This is a genomic window from Salirhabdus sp. Marseille-P4669 (genome assembly GCF_900240405.1).
Classification (GTDB): domain Bacteria; phylum Bacillota; class Bacilli; order Bacillales; family Alkalibacillaceae; genus OEQK01.
On the sequence record NZ_OEQK01000002.1, the window covers coordinates 65,708 to 87,651 of the forward strand.

A 21,944-nucleotide genomic window follows, 5' to 3' on the forward strand; every position below is an offset into this window, starting at 1 on the left:
ATTCTTAATCTTAAAATAGAACGTATCTACAGTAGGAGATAAACAGCAACTGTAGATACGTTTATAGTTTATTATCCTATTATTTGTAACTCTTTTGGATATTCCGTTAATACTTCTGCACCTTTTTTTGTCATAAAGATATCATCTTCTATACGTACTCCACCAATATTAGGAATGTAAATGCCGGGTTCAATGGTATAACACATGCCTTCTGCTAATGCTAGCTTATTGCTTGCATTCATAGATGGATACTCATGGATATCAATTCCTAGGCCATGGCCGATACGGTGCGTAAAGTATTCACCATAGCCGTGCTCTGTAATAATGGAACGAGCAGCTTTATCTATTTTACCTACTTCTGTGCCAATAGTTGATGCTTCGATTGCAGCCAGTTGTGCTTTTAGGACGGTGTTGTAAACCTCTTTTTGTTGCTCAGATATTTGTTTGTAGGCAACAGTCCGAGTAATATCGGAGCAATAACCTTCATAGACAACGCCTAAATCAAATAATACAAGGTCGCCAGCTTTAACCTTATCCTTGCCAGGGTTTCCGTGTGGGGAAGCTGTTTTAGCACCGGTTAAAACGACTGTAGAGAAAGACATTTCTCTTACACCTTCTCGTTTTAATGCAAATTCCAAATCAGCTAAAATTTCTAACTCGGATTTTCCTTCTTCAATTGCCTGAATACCCTTTTGTACACCAAAGTCTGCTAATAATGCAGCTTGCTTTAACAACGTATATTCTTTTTTATCTTTTATTACTCGAAGCTCGTTTAACAAATCACTTCCATCTAGAATGGCACTATTCGGAAATAGCTTTCTAAGCTGTTCATATCGATCTACTGTAAGATGACTTTTTTCTACTGCTAATTGTTGTGGTAATCTTTCTGCATCTGTTATAAACGACAAAAACTTATCCCAAGGGTTTGTGTCATCATCATAAGAAAGAATATCCCCTTTCCAACCAGCGCGTAACGCATCTTCCTCTTCCATTTTAGGTAATATAAGAAGAGGATTATCTTTACGATCAGCATAAATACCAACTAATCGTTCATGTGGGTCCGTATAATAATTCGAATAATAATATACATTCGCTTTGGAGGTTATGAAGATACTATCCATCTTTTGTTTCTTTAGATTATTTATTAAATTGCTGAATCGACTTTCCATCGGATTCACTCCTTTAATGTAAATGCTATGTAAAGTTTTCCTTATAAGGAGATGATATCACTTCTTTGTTCTAGTAGACAAACATACTTTTCGGTTACACTAAGATGAGAGACGTAAAAACAGAGGGAATGAGTAAAAATCGGAGAATGTCATAAAAATACACAGAATTACGTTTCCAGAGTGACTCTACATACTTTTGCTCCAGATTATTTATAAAAAATGATAAAAAAAGTGAAACCATTTCCTAATACATTCGTAAAAATAACGTAATGATTTTTGAAAGAATCTATAAAGAGGTGAAGTATTTGGGCATTTTTTCAAAATTATTTCATAAGAAACCGGATAAAAGTACTAGTCCCATCAAAGAAAGAACAGTATTATCCATCAAGGTTGGAGATATTGTTTCTTATGATTTAACAGATTATGAGGTTGTTGGAAAAATTTCATACCGAGATCATGGTTATGAATGGTTTGCCTATCAACTACTAGAAGGTCGTAATACCATTTGGTTATCGGCGGAAATGGATGATGAACTAGAGTTAGGTATATACAAAACAATTTCTCTGTCTGTAAGTGAACCATATCCTAAAAAAATAGAATTTGATGGGAAAACTTATTATCTAGAAGAAGATGGTCATGCACAGGTTTTTGGTCAGGGTAGGAGTCAGCAGTTAAATGGTAGAACGGTACATTATGCAGATTACTCCGATGATCAGGAAGAAAATTATTTAAGTGTAGAAGCTTGGGGAACCGAAGTTGAAGTAAGCCTAGGCTACCCAATTGAAGAATATGAAATAAAAATAATCGCAGGTTCAGTGTAAATTAAAAGGAGGAGTAAAAATGTTTAAATTTTTTAAACGTGTTAAAACAGTGGTAAGTTCAGAGCTTAATGCCATGCTTGATAAGGCGGAAGATCCAGTAAAGATGCTTGATCAATTTATGCGGGAAATGGATGAAGATATTCGAGAAGCGGAAAGTGCTGTTGCAAAGCAGATAGCAAATGAGAAGATGTTAAAAAGAAAGTATGATGATGCTCAAGCAATTGTTGATAAACGACAAGCACAAGCAGAAAAAGCGATTGAGGCTGGGAATGATGATCTGGCTAGAAGAGCGCTTGAGGATAAGAACAACTATGAACAACAGGCAACTGTTTTAAAAGAATCTTGGGAAAGAGCGAAACAAGATTCCGATGCGCTTCGTACGAAGTTAGATGAAATGAAAAATGAATATCGTGAAATGAAACTAAAGAAAGATACATTAAAAGCACGTGCGGAATCGGCTAAGACAAGAACAAAGATGAATCGAACGATGTCTTCTATTGGTAGTGATTCATCAAAACAAGGATTCGAGCGAATGGAAGAAAAGGTACTTCGTTATGAAGCAGAAGCGGAGACAAGTGAGGATTTATCCCAATCTAGTCGTTCATTAGATGATGAATTTAAAGAATTAGATCGCTCTAGTGGCGTTGACGATGAGCTTGCGGCATTGAAAAAGAAATTAGGTAAAGAATAACAAAACTTACACATATAATGGGATGAAGGTTAAAATTAGGCCATGAACATATTTTGTTCTTGGTCTAATATTTCGATGTAGGGAGGAGGGGTACTTTGAAATTTAGAATGGCTATTTTAATTGTGAGTTTTGTATTTCTTACAGGTTGTGGATTATTAACGGAAGAAGTAGATAAAGGAATAAATGCATCCTCCCTTGATTCAATTGATAAAGAGACAGTGGAAGGAAATGTGAAAACGGAATCGTATTCTAGTATTAAACAATTGCTAGATCAAAATTTCACTTTAGTTGATGTCATCTCAGAAGGCTCAAATGAAACAACAAGGATTTATGCTACTTCACAATTTTCGATACAAGAGCTATCCTCCATGTTTGAGGACTATACGAATCCAGACCAAGTAAGTGATATAAAAAATGAGAAGCAAGCTTTTGTATATTCTAATGATTTCCTAACTGTTCAATTAGATCAAGAGGATAAAAGTATTGTTTTGATGGAATTGGCTACGAAAGAATTTGTACGAAACCATTACGCACCGAACTATTTTGATGGATTATTTGCATTATGGGTTTTAGATGAAGTGTTAGATGTAGATGATTGGGGCAAAAAAAGATCTCAGTCTTGTTATAATACTGGTAATTGTTATGGTGGCTATGTGAAAACCGACAAATATCGTTCTGGTGGAATTGGAAATTTAAGAGGTTCGACTAATCGTGGTGGAGGACCAAGTGCAGGTAAATAAAGGAGGAGAAAAGAATGGAACCATTTCTTTATACGTTTTTATATTTTCTAATTGCAATTGTTGTAGTATTTATTGGAGTCGTTATCTTTGAAATTATTACTACAAAATATAAGGATTGGGAAGAAATTAAGAACGGTAATAGTGCTGTTTCCCTTTCCATTGCAGGTAAGGTAATAGGGATTTGTATTATCTTATCATTTGCGATTTATCATAGTGATAAACTACTAGATACGTTAATTTGGGGCGCATATGGTGTTATACTTCAAGTTATCGCCTACTTTATTTTTGAAGTATTAACAAGATCTTTTTCGGTTGAACAACAATTAAAAGACGGAAATATGGCTGTTGGTATTATGTCCTTAGCAGTTTCTGTTGGCCTTGCTTTTGTAATTGGTGCGTCTATTACATAAGTAGATGAAAGGGTTGCCCAACAAATAATTAGATATCATCGTTTTGCTTGCGGGATTTGAAGTGGAGTGATTGTACTTGCAATTAAACGCAGAAAGAAAAAGTCATTTAATCTATTGGGCATCAGGAATCGTATCCATTTGTGGAATTGTTTTTGAAGTATTATTTGGGGCATTAGGCTCTTATATACTTGGAGATGGTGTTAAGCAATATACACTTACAATTTCGTTGTTTTTAACAGGGATGGGGATTGGTGCTAGTATAAGTGAGAAAATCACGAAGAATTTAATTCTTTCCTTTGTTTGGATTGAATTTATGGTCGCGTTAGTTGGCGGATTTTCGAGCTTTACAATGTTTGGAGTAACAGCCCTTCTTCCCGAAGGATCGGAGTCGTTATTTTTATATCTTGTCACTTTTATTGTCGGTGCTTTAACAGGGGTAGAATTACCAGTACTTATTCGAAAAGCAAATGATTTAGGTGTTGCTTTAAATAAAAGTACAGCACGTGTGCTTTTTTCTGATTATGCAGGTGGTTTAATTGGTGGATTATTATTTGTATTTCTTTTACGCCCCGAATTAGGCATGGTAAAAAGTGCATTTTTTGTTGGATGTATTAATTTAGCGGTAGCATTGTTTATTCTATGGATGTTTCGGGATGAAATTAAAGGCTATCGAAAACATGGATTTGTCGGAATTATCATTGCTATTTTAATGGTTGGTGGGCTTTTTTTTGGAGAGGAATTAGCCTTTACGTTTGAACAAAAGTTATATAAAGACCCTATTATCTATATGGATGAGTCCCAGTATCAGACGATTGTTCTTACGAAAGAGCAAGGAGATACACGACTTTATTTAAATGGTGGCCTTCAGTTTAGCTCAACAGACGAACATCGTTATCATGAAGTGCTAGTACATCCTGTTATGTCACAAGTACCAAAGCACGATGAAATATTGATACTTGGCGGCGGTGATGGATTAGCTATTCGCGAATTATTAAAGTATGATGATGTGAAAAATATTACGCTTGTAGACTTAGATCCAGCTGTGGTCGAACTTGCAAATCAAAACTTTCATCTACTAAATTTAAATGAAGGCGCTTTGAAGAATGATAAAGTTAAGGTTTTAAATAAAGATGCTTTTGAGTATTTGGAAAATGAAAAAAAGACATTTGATGTCGTATTAATTGATTTACCAGACCCGAACAATGAAAGCCTAAACAAATTGTATACAAAAGAATTTTATTCATTAGTACGGAATCATTTGAATCCAAAAGGTGCAATGATGGTCCAAGCAACAAGTCCAGTCTTTGCACCTAAAGTATACTGGACCATAAACAAAACTTTAGAAGCGACAGGATTAAACACAGAAAACTTTCATGTTGATATTCCCAGTTTTGGAAATTGGGGATTTGTGATGGCGAGCAGGATGCCGATACGAACGGATGAATTACAAGTCTCCGTAGAAACAAAATTTTTAACTTCGGAAATGATTATAGGACTTACCTATTTTGGTAAAGATGAAGATAATGACATCATGGAGAAGGGAAAAGCCCTTGTACTAGAGCCTAATACGTTAATCAATCCCCATTTAATCGAAAAATACGAAGAGGCTTGGACTTATTATTAGAAGGAGTTCCCGAGAGTTTATCGAAAGAAATACATATAAGAAAAGGGAAGGAGCGAAATGCATGAAAGTTACTTACCACGGACACGCAGTTGTCAAAATTGAGGTTAAAGGAAAAAGGATATTGATAGATCCTTTTATTACGGGAAATGAGCTTTGTGACTTAGATGCGAGTACGGTTGAAGCAGATGCCATTCTCTTAAGCCATGGTCACAACGACCATGTTGGGGATACGGTTACCATTGCGAAAAGGACGGATTGCTTAGTGGTTGCACCAGTGGAACTTAGTGATTTTCTTTCAACAAAAGGTGTTAAAACACACCCTCTTAATCTAGGAGGAAGTTTTGACTTTGATTTTGGTACGGTAAAATTAACGAAAGCATTTCATAGCTCTAGTTACACAGATGAAGATGGAAGTGTCCTTTATACTGGTATGCCTGCTGGAATTCTTTTTTATGCAGAGGGTAAGACGATATATCATGCTGGAGATACCGGTTTGTTTTCAGATCTGAAGTTAATTGGAGAACGAAATAATATTGATGTTGCCTTTTTACCAATCGGTGATAATTTTACGATGGGTCCTGATGATGCAGTAGTTGCAGCAGAATGGGTTCAGGCAAAACAAGTAGTGCCTATACATTACAATACATTTCCTGTAATCAAACAAGACCCTCACGCTTTTGTAGAACGTCTAGAAAAAGGAATAGGAAAAGTTTTAAGACCAGGTGAAGGCTTGGTTTTAGAATAGTACTAATTGATAAGCATGTGATTTCCATTTATCACATGCTTATCTTATGGCTATAGCAAGTTTATCTACTTGCTTATTTTTTATCTACTTCCCCTCCCGCTGTTTCAAGAGAATCATTCGCTCTTCTGTTCTTACATTCGGATTTCCAGCATAATATGTAGAAGAAAACAATGGGAGGACAAGATAATGAAACGAGATGCTTTTTTGAAAGTTCTTTTGGCAGCTTTTTTAATGTATTTGGCAATGCCTTATATTCGAGAAATGTCTTCATCTTTAAGTGCATTGTTTTGGGCGTGTTGGATTGGCTTTTTTTTACTAGTTGTAGGAGCAAATCTAGGTATTTTAATCAATGTCCGTGAAAGAAGTCCTGTAAAAAAGGAAGAAGTTTCAAAAGTTTTTATGAAACAAAATTGATGCATTACCAACTTTCACGATATAATAGGAGATACAGTAAATAGATTGAAAGTTTGGTGATTTATTTGGCCACTAAACATGAACAAATATTAGATTATATAGAAACATTGTCCATTGGTAGTAAAATATCTGTCCGCGGGATTGCGAAGGACCTAAACGTCAGCGAAGGTACCGCATACCGTGCGATTAAAGAGGCAGAAAATATTGGACTAGTTAGTACCATTGAAAGAGTTGGAACGATACGAATCGAGAAGAAGAAGAAGGAAAACATCGAACAGCTTACCTTTGCAGAGATTATTAATATAGTAGATGGACAAGTTCTTGGTGGGCGCGAAGGATTGTACAAAACATTAAATAAGTTTGTTATTGGTGCTATGAAGCTTGAGGCAATGATGCGTTATACAGAAGCGGATTCCTTACTTATTGTCGGCAACCGAATTAAAGCACAGGAATATGCGCTAAAGGCTGGAGCAGCAGTATTGATTACAGGTGGATTTGATACAGATGATTATGTAAAACAAATAGCGAACGAAAAGCAATTACCAATCATATCAACATCCTATGATACATTTACCGTTGCTACAATGATTAACCGTGCTATATACGATCAGCTCATTAAGAAAGAAATCATTAATGTAGATGATATATACACACCACTTGATAGAACCCATTATTTAAGTACGGAGGATCATGTGGATAAATGGTACGAACTTAATAATGAGACCAATCATTCTCGTTATCCAGTAGTAGACCATGATCAAAAAGTAGTAGGTATGGTGACGTCAAAGGATGTAATTGGGAAAGAGCTAGATATGAGTATTACAAAGGTAATGACGAAAAACCCAATGTTGGTTCAAACAAACACATCCTTAGCGAACGCTGCCCACACAATGGTATGGGAAGGAATTGAACTATTACCAGTTGTTGATGCTCAATCTCGTTTTCAGGGTGTGATTACAAGACAGGACGTCATTAAAGGATTACAACAATTACAACGTCAGCCACAAGTAGGGGAAACAATTGATGATTTAATCACGAACCCTCTAGAGCTGCAAGAAGAAGAAAAAGATATACAGACGTATTATGTTGATGTAACCCCACAAATGACGAATCATTTAGGGACGCTATCCTATGGTGTATTTACTTCCTTAATTACAGAAGCAAGTTCTAGAGCGCTAAAGCAATATAAAAAAGCAGACTTAGTTTTTGAAAATATCTCCATTTACTTTATGAAGCCTGTTCAGCTTGGTAGTTTATTAAATATCAAACCAAATCCGATTGAAATCGGTAGAAAGTTCACGAAAATCGATGTAGAAGTCTTTTCAGATTCGGTTTTGGTAGGGAAAGCTCTATTAATGGCACAATTTATTGATCGATAAAAAAAGAGGCTTACTGTGCCTCTTTTTTTGCTTTTTCATCTTAAATTTTGATGTTTCCTATTCCGCTACTACTTCGTGTTTTAACAGTTCATTTCGATAATGACGATATAATTTAAAACCATATTGTAATTGAGCAATTCCGATGACAACAAATACAATTCCAATAATTAAAGAAAGTGTCGTTTCATAGAAAAGGTATTGATTAATGCCAAAAACAGCGATTAAAAAGCCTAGTGCTAGTCTTGCCTTTGCGTTCGTAAAATGCATTAAAAGTGGGTCTTTTAGACTCAATATTTTAACCTTGAAAAAGATATACATAACTAATGTTAAAATAATTAAAATCGGTAAGATAATCATGACGGTTGCACTCCTTTATGTAGTTTAAAACGGAAATCGTTTTTATTCGTATCTGAATTTGATATGATTTAATTGAAACGATCACTTCTTCTTTAGACACGAGACAAAATGTCTTCTTCATTTTAACTTTTTTATTCTTTTTTTGCTACTATGGTGTTAGTGATACCATAGAGAAGTCCAACTTCAACCAGTAGATGTCCTATTTTAAAAATAGTGTCCTCGTCTTTGTATTGCTACTATCGGTATAAAATTGAGCAAAATAATGATAACACCTGGTTAACTAATAGAAGAAAAGGAAGGAACAATTTCATGTTTAAAAAAGAGATATTAGAAAGCATTAAAGAATTTGATACGATTATTATTCATCGACATGTTCGACCCGATCCCGATGCATACGGCTCACAAAGTGGGCTTGCAGAGATCATTCGTAGTACATATCCTAAAAAAAGCGTTTATGTTGTTGGAGAAGCGGATCCATCCCTTCGTTTTTTAGCAGAACTAGATCAAATTGAGGATGAAACATTTGAAGGTGCTCTTGTCATTGTTTGTGATACTGCAAACCAAGAACGAATTTGTGACCAACGTTATACAAAAGGGAAAAAAGTGATCAAAATCGATCATCATCCAAATCATGATCCATATGGAGATATTACATGGGTGAATACAGATGCTTCTTCAACTAGTGAAATGATTTATGAGTTGTTTAGGTATGGGAAGAAAGAGTATGGCCTCGTATTAAGTAATGAAGGAGCAAGGTTGCTTTTTGCTGGGATTGTTGGGGATACAGGAAGATTTCTATTTCCAAGTGCCAGTGCAACAACATTTCAGTACGCCTCTGAACTTGTGAAATACAACTTTGATCGAACTGCTTTATATGACAATTTGTATAATACAAAGCATTCTATTGCGAAGTTAAAAGGTTATATACTGCAGAATTTTACGGTTTCTTCAAATGGGTTAAGTACGATAAAAATCACGAAAGAAACATTGCAAGAATTTGGTTTAACAAGTAGAGAAACCTCTCAACTAGTAGGTGTTCTAGGTGACATCGAAGGGATTATCGCTTGGGTATTTTTCATAGAAGAAGAGGACGCAATCCGAGTGCGTTTACGTTCAAGAGGACCAATTATTAATATTGTTGCCCAAAAGTATAATGGTGGTGGGCATCCGTTAGCATCTGGAGCAACCGTTTACTCTTGGGAGGAAACAGATGAGGTTGTGAAGGACTTAGAAGATGTATGTTTTCAGTATCAGCAAAAATAAAAGTCTGGTTTCTACCAGACTTGAATTCCTATTTAATTAATGGCTATTCTTATTTATTTGGTATGAACCAGCAACCGATATCTGTTTGATCCTTAATGACGTCTAAATCTAATTCAGCTACATTGCGTTGAATGAGTCGGATGAGTTCGTCAGTATCTGCATAAGCAGAATAGCCATTTACTAAATCCTTCGTTTTTTCTTCCACTAGCAATTTTCGATTTATTTCTAACATGTGACTCACCCTTTCTAAATTATCTTTATTTTCTACTATTATTGTATCCCTATACGTCATTTTTTTACATTTATTCTAAATTATTTCAAAAAACATTCCATTTTTTACGCCTTAATTTGTCATGGAAAGTTTGATTTTTATTTCCATTTTTGTTGCGATAATCAGTTCTGTTATAGATGGTTGATAAGAAAAGTTATTCATTTGAAAGGATTTGTTTTCCAATGTGGAATAAATAAGAGACCGGTTTTCGCTTAAGCTTTCAATGCTATTCCCTATTAAAGGGGATAATTCTTTCTGTATACGTGCTGTTAGTTCGACCGCTTCGATACTGTCTAATTTCAATTGTTCCTTGTTGCTAATTTCTATATTTATTTCTTGAACCGTTAACATTTCTTTATTTTCTTTACTGAGGTTTTCCTTATCTTTCGTAAGCCCGTTTATTCGATCCTCTAACTGCACAATCTCGCTTCTTAGTTCAACCGTTTGTTCAATCCAACGTTCTGTTAGTTTTCCGTTAATATAAAGAAAGAATAAATAGGCTAGAATTGCTCCAACTAACATTCCAACGAAAAAGTATTGGGTACCTCTTCTTTTGTAATACGGTGGAATGTGCATTACGTTATTTCCTCCTGACTAAACCATTCAATAAATAATATGGCGGATTGAACACCGGCCATTGCAGAAATAATAAAGGAGATTTGCTTAATGGCATCTATTGTACCACCTTCAAATAATCCTCGTTCGATGGTGGAGATTGCATCAAAAGTACCACCTATTGCGGCCACAATTGCCCATATGCGTAAGCTTTTTGCTAGTCTAGTGACAGTAGTAATGGGAGGCTCTCCGACTAAAAATGCCCCAATACTACCAATAAAGGAACCACCAGCAAGTACACCAAATGCAATAAAATAACACTTTATTAGAGTCGGAATGAAGTTTTCTTCCATATTGATCATCCTTTTATAAGAGTGCATAGCCTATATAATATGTTTATGGACGACCCCATCTTTATATGTTATCAATTTAATGCATATGGTAGTTGTTATATAATAGAATATATACCATTTATAATTGGATACATCTACTATACGGGCGTAGCTGTAGAAATATTTTACATTTTTAATTCTTTTATTTATATGAAAAGGCGTGAGTGAAATGGGATTTGTACATTTGCAAGCAAATAGTGGATATAGTTTTATGCAAAGTACGCTATCCGTGGAGAAGTTCGTTCAAGGAGCAAAATCAAAAGGATTTCATTCCATTGCATTGACAGATGATTTTGTTTTACACGGTATTATACAATTCTATAAACATTGTATAGCAGAAGGAATAAAGCCCTTAATTGGTATGAAAGCATCATTCGTACTTCCGGATACAGAAGAGGAATATACGTTTATCTTAATAGCAAAGTCAAATAAAGGATATGAATCATTAGTTAAGCTCTCGTCATATGCAGCGGAACAGGAGTTTCACGCTATTTCTTTAAAAAATATTCCGTTTTTACTACAGGATCTAGTAGTAATTTTACCTGCATTTCAAGGTGGTTTGAAAAAATATCTTTTAGAGAATGCATTAGAAAAAGCAATTATTGTAATTGATAATTGGAGAAATGCATTTAACTCGGACAATTTTTATTTAGGTGTACAGGATCATGGTCTAATAGAAGAACGGACAATTAATAACCAAATGAAGAAACTTTGTATAGCGGAAGGGTATCAGGCAACGGCAATCCAGGATGTAAGATATTTAAATGAAGAAGATTATGTTGCGTATGATTGCTATCGATATATGGGGGAGGGGAAGCATTGGTCTCACCAAAAAGACATGACCACAAGCATGCATCGTCATTTAGCTCGTGAGGAGGAGATGGAATTAAAGTTTTCAGCCTGGCCTGAAGTTGTTCAGGAAACAGAAAAAATTGCGGAACAATGTAATGTAACATTTGATTTTGAAAAGCTCTATTTACCGGCCTTTCCTACTCCGAGCAAGATAACCTCGGTGGAGTATTTGCGAAACCTATGTGAAGAAATGCTAGCCGAAAGATACGAGGATAAGGATCTCGCACGCGCACAAAAAAGGCTACAGTATGAATTAACAGTCATAGAGAAAATGGGCTTTAGTGATTATTTCCTTATTGTTTGGGATTTTATGAAATTTGCTAAAGAGAATCATATTTTAACAGGACCTGGTCGTGGCTCTGCTGCAGGTTCTATTGTTGCATATCTATTACATATAACAGAAATTGATCCGCTAAAATATCATTTGTTATTTGAACGTTTCCTTAATCCAGAGCGTCTAAATATGCCTGATATTGATATTGATTTCTCAGATTATCGAAGAGATGAAGTTATTAAATATGTTCAAGAAAAGTACGGAGCCGACCATGTTGCACAAATTATAACGTTTGGAACTTTTGCACAACGCTCACTATTGCGCGAATTAATGAAAACAATGTCCATTGATGAACAAGATATGAAATTTCTATTAAATGAGATTTCTCAAAATACGTCTTCCTTATCGACGGCACTGCAAGAATCTGAAGAATTGCTACAGTATGTAAAGCAATCGAAGAAGCTTCAACTTTTATTTAAGATAGCAGTCAAATTGGAAGGATTACCCAGGCACCATTCTACCCACGCTGCTGGGGTCATCATTAGTAAAGAACCTTTGTCGAAAATTGTCCCTGTCATTAAAGGACATCAAGACATTTCCTTAACCCAATATCCGATGAATGACCTCGAACAAATTGGACTATTAAAAATGGACTTTTTAGGCTTAAGGAATTTAACTTTAATGGAGCAAATTATAAAGAGGGTCCGAAAGAATATCGCACCAACATTTACTCTGGAAGATTTAAACTTAAATGATTCGAAAACGTTTCGGTTACTACAGGAAGGTAAAACCACAGGCGTATTTCAATTAGAATCACAAGGGATGAGAAGGGTACTTAAGGAGTTAAAGCCAACAGCATTTGAAGATATTGTTGCTGTTAATGCGTTGTATCGTCCTGGTCCGATGGAGTTTATTCCAACCTATATAAAACGTAAGCATGGAAGAGAAAAGGTACAGTATCCTCATCCAAATTTGCAGCCAATTTTAGAATCAACTTTTGGGGTGCTTGTCTACCAGGAACAGATTATGCAGATTGCAAACCAATTTGCTGGGTTGTCATTAGGAGAAGCAGATTTATTACGAAGAGCTGTTAGTAAAAAGAAAAAAGAAATTATCGACCGGGAGAAGGAAGTGTTTATTTCCGGTTGTTTAAAAAAAGGATACAAGCTTGAAATAGCAGAAGAGATTTACAATTGGATTGTTCGTTTTGCTGATTATGGGTTTAATAAAAGCCATGCTGTTGCTTACAGTTTAATATCATACCAATTAGCATATTTAAAAGCCCATTATCCAGCCCATTTCTTTTCGGCATTGTTAAGCTCTGTCACGTATGACCAAGATAAAGTTAGTCAATATGTACAAGAAGCAAAAGATTTTGGTATATCTATTTTGCCACCATCTATTAACAAAAGCTCTTCCATGTTTACGGTAGAAAACAACCATGAAATTCGTATGGCTTTACCAATTATTAAAGGCGTTGGGAAAAATGCTGTAGATGCCATTTTAGAAGCGAGGAAAGGAAAGCCTTTCTCTTCCTTATTTAACTTTTGTCAAAGGGTACCACTAAAGACGGTTAACAGAGGTATTATAGAAAATTTAATATTAGCAGGATGCTTTGATGAAACCCATTCTAATCGAGCTACACTTTTAGCTTCTATAGATCAAGCAATTGAGCAAGGGGAGTTATTTGGTGGATTACAAGGTCAAAGTACATTATTTGATGAAGACTTTATGCTTGAACCATCTTATACAGAAGTAGATGAATTTCCGGCATTGAAGAGATTGGCATATGAAAAGGAAATTGTTGGAATGTATGTATCCAGCCATCCTTTAGCAACATATCGAAATCATTTAAGAAATAATGGATTTTTACCTATTCATACTTTAAAAGAGAAACATTTGGGAAATAATGCTAAAGTGGTTATCTCCATACAGCAAATAAAAGTTATTCGTACAAAGCGGGGAGATCAAATGGCTTTTGTTACATTAGGTGATGAGACAGATACATTAGAAGGCGTTCTTTTTCCAAATGTATACCGGGAAGCGAAGCAGTGGTTGATGGAGGAAATGCTGTTAACTGTACAAGGAAAGCTAGAATGGCGAAGGGATAAAGCGCAAATGTTAATAAACCAATTATCGCCGTTTAATCCGGAACAACTAACGGAGGAAAAAACCAATACATTGCTCTATATTAAATTGCTTCAACGTGATGAGCGGGAGCAGTTAGAGTTTTTGAAAGATGTGTCTGAAAAATTTCCAGGAAATGTTCCTGTTGTAGTCCATTCTCAAGTAAGGAAGGAAACCTACCAATTAGCAAGTCAATATAATCTCAAACCGAACAGTTCCTGTATAAAAACACTTAAAAACTACTTTGGACAAGATTATGTTGTGTTACAGAAAAAATGAGGTTGAACCAATTGAATTACCGTTTATTCCAGAAGTTTTTTTGAGGGTTTCAAAAATTTAGTCTTTACACATATATCCCTTTTGTTATAATGAAGGAGTCTAGTGGTCAGACCAATATTGGTGATGATTTTATTTTGTTAATGGAATTAAAGGAGCGATCATTTGTGACTAATATTAAGGAAGAAGCATTACATATGCATCGAGTAAATCAAGGGAAGCTTGCAACGCATTCTAAAGTTCCAGTGAAAAATTCCCGCGATTTAAGTTTGGCTTATTCACCAGGAGTAGCAGAACCTTGTAAAGCAATTTATGATAAAAAGGATTCCGTCTATGAATATACAATGAAAGGCAATATGGTAGCCGTTGTTACAGATGGATCTGCTGTATTAGGGCTGGGTAATATTGGCCCAGAGGCTGCTCTTCCAGTAATGGAGGGGAAGGCTGCATTATTTAAAAGTTTTGCTGGTGTAGATGCTTTTCCTATTTGCTTAGACACACGTGATATCGACAAAATTGTGGAAACAGTAAAATTAATGGAGCCTACATTTGGGGGCGTTAATCTAGAAGATATTGCAGCTCCAAATTGCTTTGTAATTGAAGAGAGATTAAAGAAGGAAACAAATATACCTATTTTTCATGATGACCAACACGGAACAGCTATCGTGACTGTTGCTGGACTTATTAATGCATTAAAGCTAGTAAATAAATCGTTTTCGAATATTAGAGTTGTAGCAAATGGTGCAGGTGCTGCCGGTATTGCAATTATTAAACTTTTATATCATTTTGGTGTTCGAGATATGATTATGTGTGACTCGAAAGGAGCTATCTTTGAAGGTCGTACATATGGTATGAACAGTGTCAAAGAATCTGTCGCGCAATTTACAAATAAAGATAAGATAGAAGGCTCCTTAGAAGAAGTAATTAAGGGTGCGGATGTCTTTATTGGTGTTTCTGTTGGCGGTGCTCTAACGAAAGAAATGGTAAAAACAATGAATAAGGATTCTATTATTTTTGCGATGGCAAATCCAGATCCTGAAATTATGCCTGAGGATGCAAAGGAAGCAGGGGCTAAGGTTATTGGTACTGGCCGCTCGGATTTCCCTAATCAGGTTAATAATGTATTAGCATTTCCTGGGATATTCCGAGGAGCTTTAGATATTAGAGCTACAAGGATTAATGAGAAAATGAAAGTAGCAGCAGCCGAGGCGATTGCCTCTTTAGTAGATGAATCTGAATTACATCCGGATTACGTCATTCCAGCACCCTTCGACGCTAGAGTAGCCCCTATTGTTGCTGCAAGTGTTGCAAAGGCAGCGATGGAGTCTGGGGTAGCAAGACACGAAAAGGATCCAGAGGAAGTTGCGGAGAAAACGAGAAGATTAGCTCTAATTGGGGATAATTAAAGGATCTAAGTTAGATGCCTTTCTATGTTTGAGGAGGATTTAAACAAGTGTTAAAAGATAATTTAAAAGTATATCAAGAAGTGTTGGGTCAAATCCGTTTATTTATTGACCAACATAACTTATCACCTGGTGATCGTCTTCCTTCTGAAAGGTATTTAGCCGAGACATTAAAAGCTGGTCGTTCATCTGTAAGAGAAGCTCTTCGTGCCATTGAATTGTTAGGAATCATTGAAACGAGGCGGGGAGAGGGTACATTTTTAAAATCCTATCAGCCTTACCATTCGGTGGAGCTACTGTCGTCGTTTATTTTAAGAGAATCAAAGGCAAAAAATGAACTGATTGAAGTGAAAATGCTCCTTGAACAACAAGGAGCTAAATATATTCTAGCCTCTTTAAATAGTCAATATTTAAAGGAGTTAAGTCAAATCGTTGAGAAAAAGGATAATAACGATCGACATTATTACTTTTTCTTGAAGCTATTTCAAGCTACTGGTAATCATTTGTTATTAAAAATTTGGGAATTAATAGAAGCTTTTACAAGCTCCAATCATGAAATTGAATACGGAAAAGAAACATATCAATTACTATTGAAAGCAATGAAAAACAAAGATAAACATTTAATAGAGGATTTAGTAGAAAGTTTATATAAAAATTGTGAAAAAGAAGACAAGCTTTGACAATCTCTTTACGATAAATTCGGTATGATGAATAAAAGTTTTTTAAATTTATATTTTTATGTGTTTTATCCAACATATCTCGACGATTGTTGTGCCAGTTTAAAGGAGGAATTGACTTGCTTAAGGATATTTTTAGCAAGAAAACAAAATATGCCACCATTCCACGTGATGAAGCAAAACAGGATGTTCCAGAAGGATTAATGCAAAAATGTCCCCATTGTAAAAAAATCTTTTACCGAAAAGAACTGAATAATAATTTAAAGGTTTGTCCGAATTGTGATTATCACCTTCCACTAACAGCATGGGAAAGAATCGAGTCCCTATTTGACGAGGATACATTTGTAGAATGGGATAATGATTTACTGTCTGAAAACCCATTACAATTCCCTGGGTATTTGGAAAGGCTAGAGAAGGACCGAGAAAAGTCTGGCTTAAATGAAGCCGTAGTGACAGGGAAGGGAACTATTGAAGGTTGCGAAACGGCTTTTGCAGTAATGGATTCTAGATTCCGTATGGGAAGTATGGGTTCCGTTGTGGGTGAAAAAATTGCTAGAGCAATAGAAAATGCAAGAGTCGCGGGCATTCCGTTTATTATTTTTACAGCTTCGGGTGGGGCTAGAATGCAAGAAGGTGTTATCAGCTTAATGCAAATGACCAAAACATCTGTTGCAATTGAACGTTTTCATACATCTGGTGGTTTGATGATTTCCGTCATGACTCACCCTACCACAGGTGGTGTATCGGCAAGCTTTGCATCGCTAGGAGATTATAATTTTGCTGAACCACGTGCATTAATAGGCTTTGCAGGTCGAAGAATAATTGAACAAACCATTCGGGAGAAATTACCAGAAGACTTCCAAACAGCAGAATTTTTATTAAAACATGGACAACTTGATAAAGTAATACATCGTCAGGATATGAAAGAGGTACTTGGTAAGATTTTAGACATGCATAAGGTCGGAGGTGATTCCGAATGAAAGAACATGTATTGCCATTTGAAAAACCTGTTGTAGAATTAAAAGAGAAAATAAATGAATTGAAAAAATTCACTGCTGATAGTGATCTAGATTTATCCAATGAAATCAAAAAGCTAGAAGATCGTCTAGCAAAACTAGAAGTAGAAGTCTATGGGAACCTAGAACCGTGGAATCGTGTCCAAATGGCAAGACATCCAGGTCGCCCGACTACAATCGATTACATCAATGAAATTTTTACAGATTTTATCGAGCTACACGGAGATCGTCTGTATGGTGATGATGAAGCTATCGTTGGTGGTATTGGAAAATATCATGGACGTCCAGTAACGATTATCGGACATCAACGGGGAAAAGACACGAAAGAAAATATTCGACGTAATTTTGGTATGCCTCATCCTGAGGGCTACCGTAAGGCATTACGTTTAATGAAACAGGCGGATAAGTTCAATCGACCAATTATATGCTTTATCGATACGAAAGGAGCTTATCCAGGTAAGGCAGCAGAAGAAAGAGGACAAAGTGAAGCGATTGCCCGTAACCTCAAAGAAATGGCTGGACTAACTGTTCCTATTATTTGTATTGTAATAGGAGAAGGTGGTAGTGGTGGTGCATTAGCTTTAGGAGTTGGAGATCGAATATATATGCTGGAGAACTCAACATACTCTGTTATTTCTCCTGAAGGGGCAGCTGCTCTATTATGGAAGGACTCTAACCTTGCACAAAAGGCTGCCGAAACCATGAAAATTACGTCCTTTGACTTAAAAGAATTAGAAATTATAGATGATGTTATTCCAGAAATAATAGGTGGGGCTCACCGTGACATTCAAGCACAAGCGCAAGAAATAAATAAAACATTACAAAAAGCACTAAAAGAATTAACAAGTTTAACTACTGAGGAATTATTAGAATCCAGATGGGAAAAATATAAAAATATTGGTAGTTATACATCGCTTTAGAAAGAATCCATTACGTGCAATCCAATAGATTGCACGCTTTCTTTTTTTTAGTGATTGTGAAAAGATGGAAAAGAGCAATTACGATGGCGTTTATGTTGAAAAATAGGAAATTCATTGAATTGTAAAAAAAGTGCATTTCCCTTCAAAAGTTATAAATATTTGGTTATAGTAACAGTTAGAGTAGTGAAATATTAAGATTTGTTTCTGATGATAGTGTTCATATCATCATTCAAATAAAGACCAAAATGTATAGTTGCGCAAACATCAATTAATCGAGGTGAACAAAATAATATGAAAAGAATCGGCGTATTAACTAGTGGTGGTGATGCTCCAGGAATGAATGCAGCTATTCGTGCAGTTGTTCGGAAGGGTATTTATCATGATCTTGAAGTTTATGGGATTTATTACGGATATCAAGGCTTAATTAATGGAAACATTGAAAAAATGGAACTTGGTTCTGTTGGTGATATCATACATCGTGGGGGAACAAAGCTTTTTACTTCAAGAAGCCTAGAATTCAAAACAGAAGAAGGGCAATTAAAAGGAATTGAGCAGCTAAAGAAGCATGGTATTGAAGGCTTAGTAATTATTGGTGGCGACGGCTCATTCAGAGGTGCCATGAAGCTAACGGAAAAAGGCTTTCCGTGTGTTGGAGTTCCAGGCACCATTGATAACGATATTCCAGGTACTGATTTTACAATAGGCTTTGATACAGCGTTAAATACGATTATTCAGTCTGTTGACAAAATTAGAGACACAGCTACTTCACATGAACGTACGTATGTAATTGAGGTTATGGGAAGAGATGCAGGTGACCTAGCACTATGGGCAGGTGTTGCAGCCGGAGCAGAAAGTGTGTTAATCCCTGAAAAGAAAGAGGATTTTGATGACATTATTGGACGAATCGAGAGTGGAAACCAACGTGGAAAACGTCACAGTATTATTTTAATTGCTGAAGGTGTTGGAAGTGGTGTTGAGTTCGCCAATAAAATTAAAGAAAAAATGGGCTTAGAAACGAGAGTTACCGTATTAGGTCATATTCAAAGAGGTGGATCGCCAACGGCAGCGGATCGGGCATTAGCTAGTAGACTAGGTGCTAAAGCTGTTGATCTTCTAATGGAAGGAAAAGGCGGCCGTATGGTTGGTATTCAAAACAACCAAATTGTAGATCACAATATATTGGATATATTAAAGATGGAGCGTCAACCAGAGGTTTCGATGTATCACTTATCAAAAGAGCTCTCAATTTAATCCATTATTATGTTATGATATGTAAGTTGCGTCGATTGAGGCGCTTCTGTTTTTCTTATTGATTGGAGGATAATATGAAGATGAAAAGAACAAAAATTGTATGTACAATTGGACCTGCATCTGAATCTGTAGAGACGTTAACCGAATTAATCAATGCTGGGATGAACGTGGCACGATTGAATTTTTCTCATGGTGACCATGACGAGCATTTAAATCGAATTCAAAATATCCGTAAAGCATCGGAAATGACGAATAAAACAGTAGCTATTCTTTTAGATACAAAAGGACCGGAAATTCGTACAGGAAACATGAAAAATGGTGAGGTTCACTTACAAAAAGGGAACGAGATTATTGTTTCTATGAATGAAGTGGAAGGTGATGAGGAGCGTTTCTCTATCACATATCCTAATTTAATACATGATGTGCATGTTGGTTCCAAAATTTTATTAGATGATGGTTTAATTGAGTTAGAAGTTGTGGACTTACATAAGGATCGTGGAGAAATAAAAACGACTATTTTAAATTCTGGTGTGTTAAAAAACAAAAAAGGTGTCAACGTGCCAAATGTAAGTGTGAACTTACCTGGTATTACTGAAAAAGATGCAAATGACATTCTTTTTGGTATTGAGCAGGGAGTTGACTTTATTGCAGCTTCCTTTGTACGCCGTAGATCAGACGTGCTTGAAATTAGAGAGTTACTGGAAAAACATAATGCAGAACATATTCACATCATACCGAAAATTGAAAACCGTGAAGGTGTGGACAACATTGACGATATTCTAGAAATTAGTGATGGACTAATGGTTGCCCGCGGAGACTTAGGCGTGGAAATTCCTGCAGAAGAGGTTCCACTTGTTCAAAAGCAGCTTATTAAAAAGTGTAATACTGTTGCGAAACCGGTTATTACGGCAACACAAATGTTGGATTCTATGCAACGAAATCCACGTCCAACTAGAGCGGAAGCAAGTGACGTTGCAAACGCAATTTTTGATGGAACGGACGCAGTTATGCTTTCTGGTGAAACAGCAGCTGGGAGTTATCCTGTAGAGTCCGTTCAAACAATGCATAACATTGCACTACAAGCGGAAAAAGTACTTGATCATAAAAGTATTTTTGAAAACCGTACAAGTGAGATGGATTTAACAATTACAAATGTAATTAGTCAATCGGTTGCTTATGCAGCATTAAACTTACGTGTAAATGCAATCTTAACACCAACAGAAAGTGGACATACGGCAAGAATGATCTCCAAATATCGTCCTGAAGCACCAATCATTGCTGTAACAGCACATAAAAGAGTTCAGCGCCAGTTATCCCTCGTATGGGGTGTATATGCTGTAATTGGACAAACAGTTAGCTCTACAGATGAAATGCTGGATAAGGCGATTGATTATGGTCTAACTACGGGACATTATAAACGTGGCGATAAAGTAATTATAACTGCAGGAGTACCTGTAGGAGAAAGTGGTACTACAAACTTAATGAAGGTCCACATCGTTGGCGATGTTTTAGCAAAGGGTCAAGGAGTAGGTCAAAAGAATGCCTTTGGTAAAGCGGTAGTTGCTACAAGTGGTACGGATGCTATTAATAAAGTAACAGCTGGAGACATCCTTGTTTGCCAAGCTACAGATCGAGATATGATGCCTGCTATTGAAAAAGCAGGAGGAATCGTTACAGAAGAGGGTGGGTTAACCTCTCATGCTGCTGTAGTTGGTTTAAGCTTAGGAATTCCAGTTATTGTAGGAGTAGAAAATGCAACCTCGATCATTGAAGATGGGTTAGAAATTACCATTGATGCGGTTCGTGGCGATATCTTTAATGGACATGCCAAAGTACTATAATGCATAAATGAAATGTGGTTAAAGGAGGGGAGACCCTCCTCTTTCCATATATTGAAATAGGTGAGATTATGTTTCGTTTTTTATTTATTATTCTTGTTATCTTGTCTGCCTTAGAAATTGGAGTTTTTATATGGTTAGGCAACGAATTCGGTGGCTGGTTTGTTATATTAGGAATTATTGGAACAGGGATTATTGGTGCCTTGTTGGCTAAAAATCAAGGAATAGAAGCGCTAAATCGTGCGAAAAGCCAAATGAGCTTGGGCGGCTTTCCTCATGATGAAATTCTGGATGGAATTGCAATTTTAATTGGTGCTATCTTGCTTTTTACTCCAGGGTTCATAACAGATACATTAGGCTTTCTTTTGCTCATTCCGATAACTCGCCAACCAGTTAAACGCAAATTAAAAAATCTTTTCATAAATATGATGAATAAAGGGAATATAGTGTTTTTTAGAGGAGGACGTCGATAAATTTTC

At 36.0% G+C, this 21,944-nt stretch carries 22 protein-coding genes; 17 read left to right on the top strand and 5 right to left on the bottom strand.

Going from position 1 to position 21,944, the window contains the following annotated elements:
• Positions 1-71: 71 nt before the first annotated feature.
• Entirely contained in the window at positions 72-1,169 is a 1,098-nt protein-coding gene (locus C1A05_RS03350) for a M24 family metallopeptidase (protein WP_102026781.1), read from the bottom strand.
• 305 nt (positions 1,170-1,474) lie between these two features.
• On the opposite strand from C1A05_RS03350, the gene C1A05_RS03355 reads away from it, so the two are divergent.
• From C1A05_RS03355 to C1A05_RS03390, 8 genes are all read left to right on the top strand, one after another.
• Positions 1,475-1,990, top strand: a complete 516-nt coding sequence (locus C1A05_RS03355) for a DUF4178 domain-containing protein (protein ID WP_102026782.1) — start codon at positions 1,475-1,477, stop codon at positions 1,988-1,990.
• Between the two features lie 19 nt (positions 1,991-2,009).
• Positions 2,010-2,681, top strand: coding sequence for a PspA/IM30 family protein (locus tag C1A05_RS03360; protein ID WP_102026783.1), 672 nt, complete (start codon positions 2,010-2,012; stop codon positions 2,679-2,681).
• 95 nt (positions 2,682-2,776) lie between these two features.
• Positions 2,777-3,421: a DUF4247 domain-containing protein gene (locus C1A05_RS03365; RefSeq protein WP_102026784.1), complete on the top strand. Its 645-nt coding sequence runs from the start codon at positions 2,777-2,779 to the stop codon at positions 3,419-3,421.
• A 14-nt stretch (positions 3,422-3,435) separates the two neighbouring features.
• On the top strand, positions 3,436-3,831 hold the full coding sequence (locus tag C1A05_RS03370) for a DUF350 domain-containing protein (RefSeq protein ID WP_102026785.1): 396 nt from the start codon (positions 3,436-3,438) through the stop codon (positions 3,829-3,831).
• A gap of 76 nt (positions 3,832-3,907) precedes the next feature.
• Positions 3,908-5,455 carry a polyamine aminopropyltransferase gene (locus tag C1A05_RS03375; protein WP_102026786.1) on the top strand — a complete coding sequence of 516 codons (1,548 nt, stop codon included), beginning with the start codon at positions 3,908-3,910 and terminating at the stop codon, positions 5,453-5,455.
• Positions 5,456-5,516: 61 nt separating this feature from the next.
• Positions 5,517-6,200, top strand: a complete 684-nt coding sequence (locus C1A05_RS03380) for a metal-dependent hydrolase (protein ID WP_102026787.1) — start codon at positions 5,517-5,519, stop codon at positions 6,198-6,200.
• A gap of 186 nt (positions 6,201-6,386) precedes the next feature.
• Positions 6,387-6,614 (top strand): hypothetical protein, encoded by a 228-nt coding sequence (locus C1A05_RS03385; protein ID WP_102026788.1) that lies wholly within the window; start codon positions 6,387-6,389, stop codon positions 6,612-6,614.
• Positions 6,615-6,679: 65 nt separating this feature from the next.
• The gene (locus C1A05_RS03390; RefSeq protein WP_102026789.1) at positions 6,680-7,993 is read left to right on the top strand and encodes a DRTGG domain-containing protein; all 1,314 of its coding nucleotides are present in this window, start codon (positions 6,680-6,682) and stop codon (positions 7,991-7,993) included.
• A gap of 57 nt (positions 7,994-8,050) precedes the next feature.
• On the opposite strand, the gene C1A05_RS03395 is transcribed toward C1A05_RS03390, so the two are convergent.
• The gene (locus C1A05_RS03395; protein WP_102026790.1) at positions 8,051-8,350 is read right to left on the bottom strand and encodes a YtpI family protein; all 300 of its coding nucleotides are present in this window, start codon (positions 8,348-8,350) and stop codon (positions 8,051-8,053) included.
• A 309-nt stretch (positions 8,351-8,659) separates the two neighbouring features.
• Here C1A05_RS03395 and C1A05_RS03400 point away from each other — a divergent pair, with 309 nt between their 5' ends.
• Positions 8,660-9,613: a DHH family phosphoesterase gene (locus C1A05_RS03400; protein WP_102026791.1), complete on the top strand. Its 954-nt coding sequence runs from the start codon at positions 8,660-8,662 to the stop codon at positions 9,611-9,613.
• Between the two features lie 49 nt (positions 9,614-9,662).
• On the opposite strand, the gene C1A05_RS03405 is transcribed toward C1A05_RS03400, so the two are convergent.
• The 3 genes from C1A05_RS03405 to C1A05_RS03415 all read right to left on the bottom strand — a co-directional run bounded on the left by C1A05_RS03405 (position 9,663) and on the right by C1A05_RS03415 (position 10,792).
• Positions 9,663-9,845 (bottom strand): hypothetical protein, encoded by a 183-nt coding sequence (locus C1A05_RS03405; protein ID WP_102026792.1) that lies wholly within the window; start codon positions 9,843-9,845, stop codon positions 9,663-9,665.
• Positions 9,846-9,956: 111 nt separating this feature from the next.
• Positions 9,957-10,460 carry a sporulation membrane protein YtrI gene (ytrI, locus tag C1A05_RS03410; protein ID WP_102026793.1) on the bottom strand — a complete coding sequence of 168 codons (504 nt, stop codon included), beginning with the start codon at positions 10,458-10,460 and terminating at the stop codon, positions 9,957-9,959.
• Positions 10,460-10,792 carry a YtrH family sporulation protein gene (locus C1A05_RS03415; protein WP_159461985.1) on the bottom strand — a complete coding sequence of 111 codons (333 nt, stop codon included), beginning with the start codon at positions 10,790-10,792 and terminating at the stop codon, positions 10,460-10,462. The genes ytrI and C1A05_RS03415 overlap by 1 nt, the downstream gene beginning before the upstream one ends.
• A 208-nt stretch (positions 10,793-11,000) precedes the next feature.
• Between C1A05_RS03415 and dnaE the strand changes: the two genes are divergently transcribed.
• The 8 genes from dnaE (at position 11,001) to C1A05_RS03455 (ending at position 21,938) form a co-directional block, all read left to right on the top strand.
• On the top strand, positions 11,001-14,363 hold the full coding sequence (gene dnaE, locus C1A05_RS03420; RefSeq protein WP_102026794.1) for a DNA polymerase III subunit alpha: 3,363 nt from the start codon (positions 11,001-11,003) through the stop codon (positions 14,361-14,363).
• 194 nt (positions 14,364-14,557) lie between these two features.
• The gene (locus C1A05_RS03425) at positions 14,558-15,766 is read left to right on the top strand and encodes an NAD(P)-dependent malic enzyme (RefSeq protein ID WP_373419465.1); all 1,209 of its coding nucleotides are present in this window, start codon (positions 14,558-14,560) and stop codon (positions 15,764-15,766) included.
• Positions 15,767-15,813: 47 nt separating this feature from the next.
• Positions 15,814-16,443, top strand: a complete 630-nt coding sequence (locus C1A05_RS03430; RefSeq protein WP_102026796.1) for a FadR/GntR family transcriptional regulator — start codon at positions 15,814-15,816, stop codon at positions 16,441-16,443.
• Positions 16,444-16,559: 116 nt separating this feature from the next.
• Positions 16,560-17,420 carry an acetyl-CoA carboxylase, carboxyltransferase subunit beta gene (gene accD / locus C1A05_RS03435; RefSeq protein WP_102026797.1) on the top strand — a complete coding sequence of 287 codons (861 nt, stop codon included), beginning with the start codon at positions 16,560-16,562 and terminating at the stop codon, positions 17,418-17,420.
• Positions 17,417-18,376: an acetyl-CoA carboxylase carboxyl transferase subunit alpha gene (gene accA, locus C1A05_RS03440; protein ID WP_102026798.1), complete on the top strand. Its 960-nt coding sequence runs from the start codon at positions 17,417-17,419 to the stop codon at positions 18,374-18,376. The genes accD and accA overlap by 4 nt, the downstream gene beginning before the upstream one ends.
• Positions 18,377-18,667: 291 nt before the next feature.
• Entirely contained in the window at positions 18,668-19,627 is a 960-nt protein-coding gene (gene pfkA, locus C1A05_RS03445; RefSeq protein WP_102026799.1) for a 6-phosphofructokinase, read from the top strand.
• Between the two features lie 80 nt (positions 19,628-19,707).
• Positions 19,708-21,468: a pyruvate kinase gene (gene pyk / locus C1A05_RS03450; RefSeq protein WP_102027352.1), complete on the top strand. Its 1,761-nt coding sequence runs from the start codon at positions 19,708-19,710 to the stop codon at positions 21,466-21,468.
• A gap of 68 nt (positions 21,469-21,536) precedes the next feature.
• The gene (locus C1A05_RS03455) at positions 21,537-21,938 is read left to right on the top strand and encodes an FxsA family protein (protein ID WP_102026800.1); all 402 of its coding nucleotides are present in this window, start codon (positions 21,537-21,539) and stop codon (positions 21,936-21,938) included.
• Positions 21,939-21,944 lie beyond the last annotated feature (6 nt).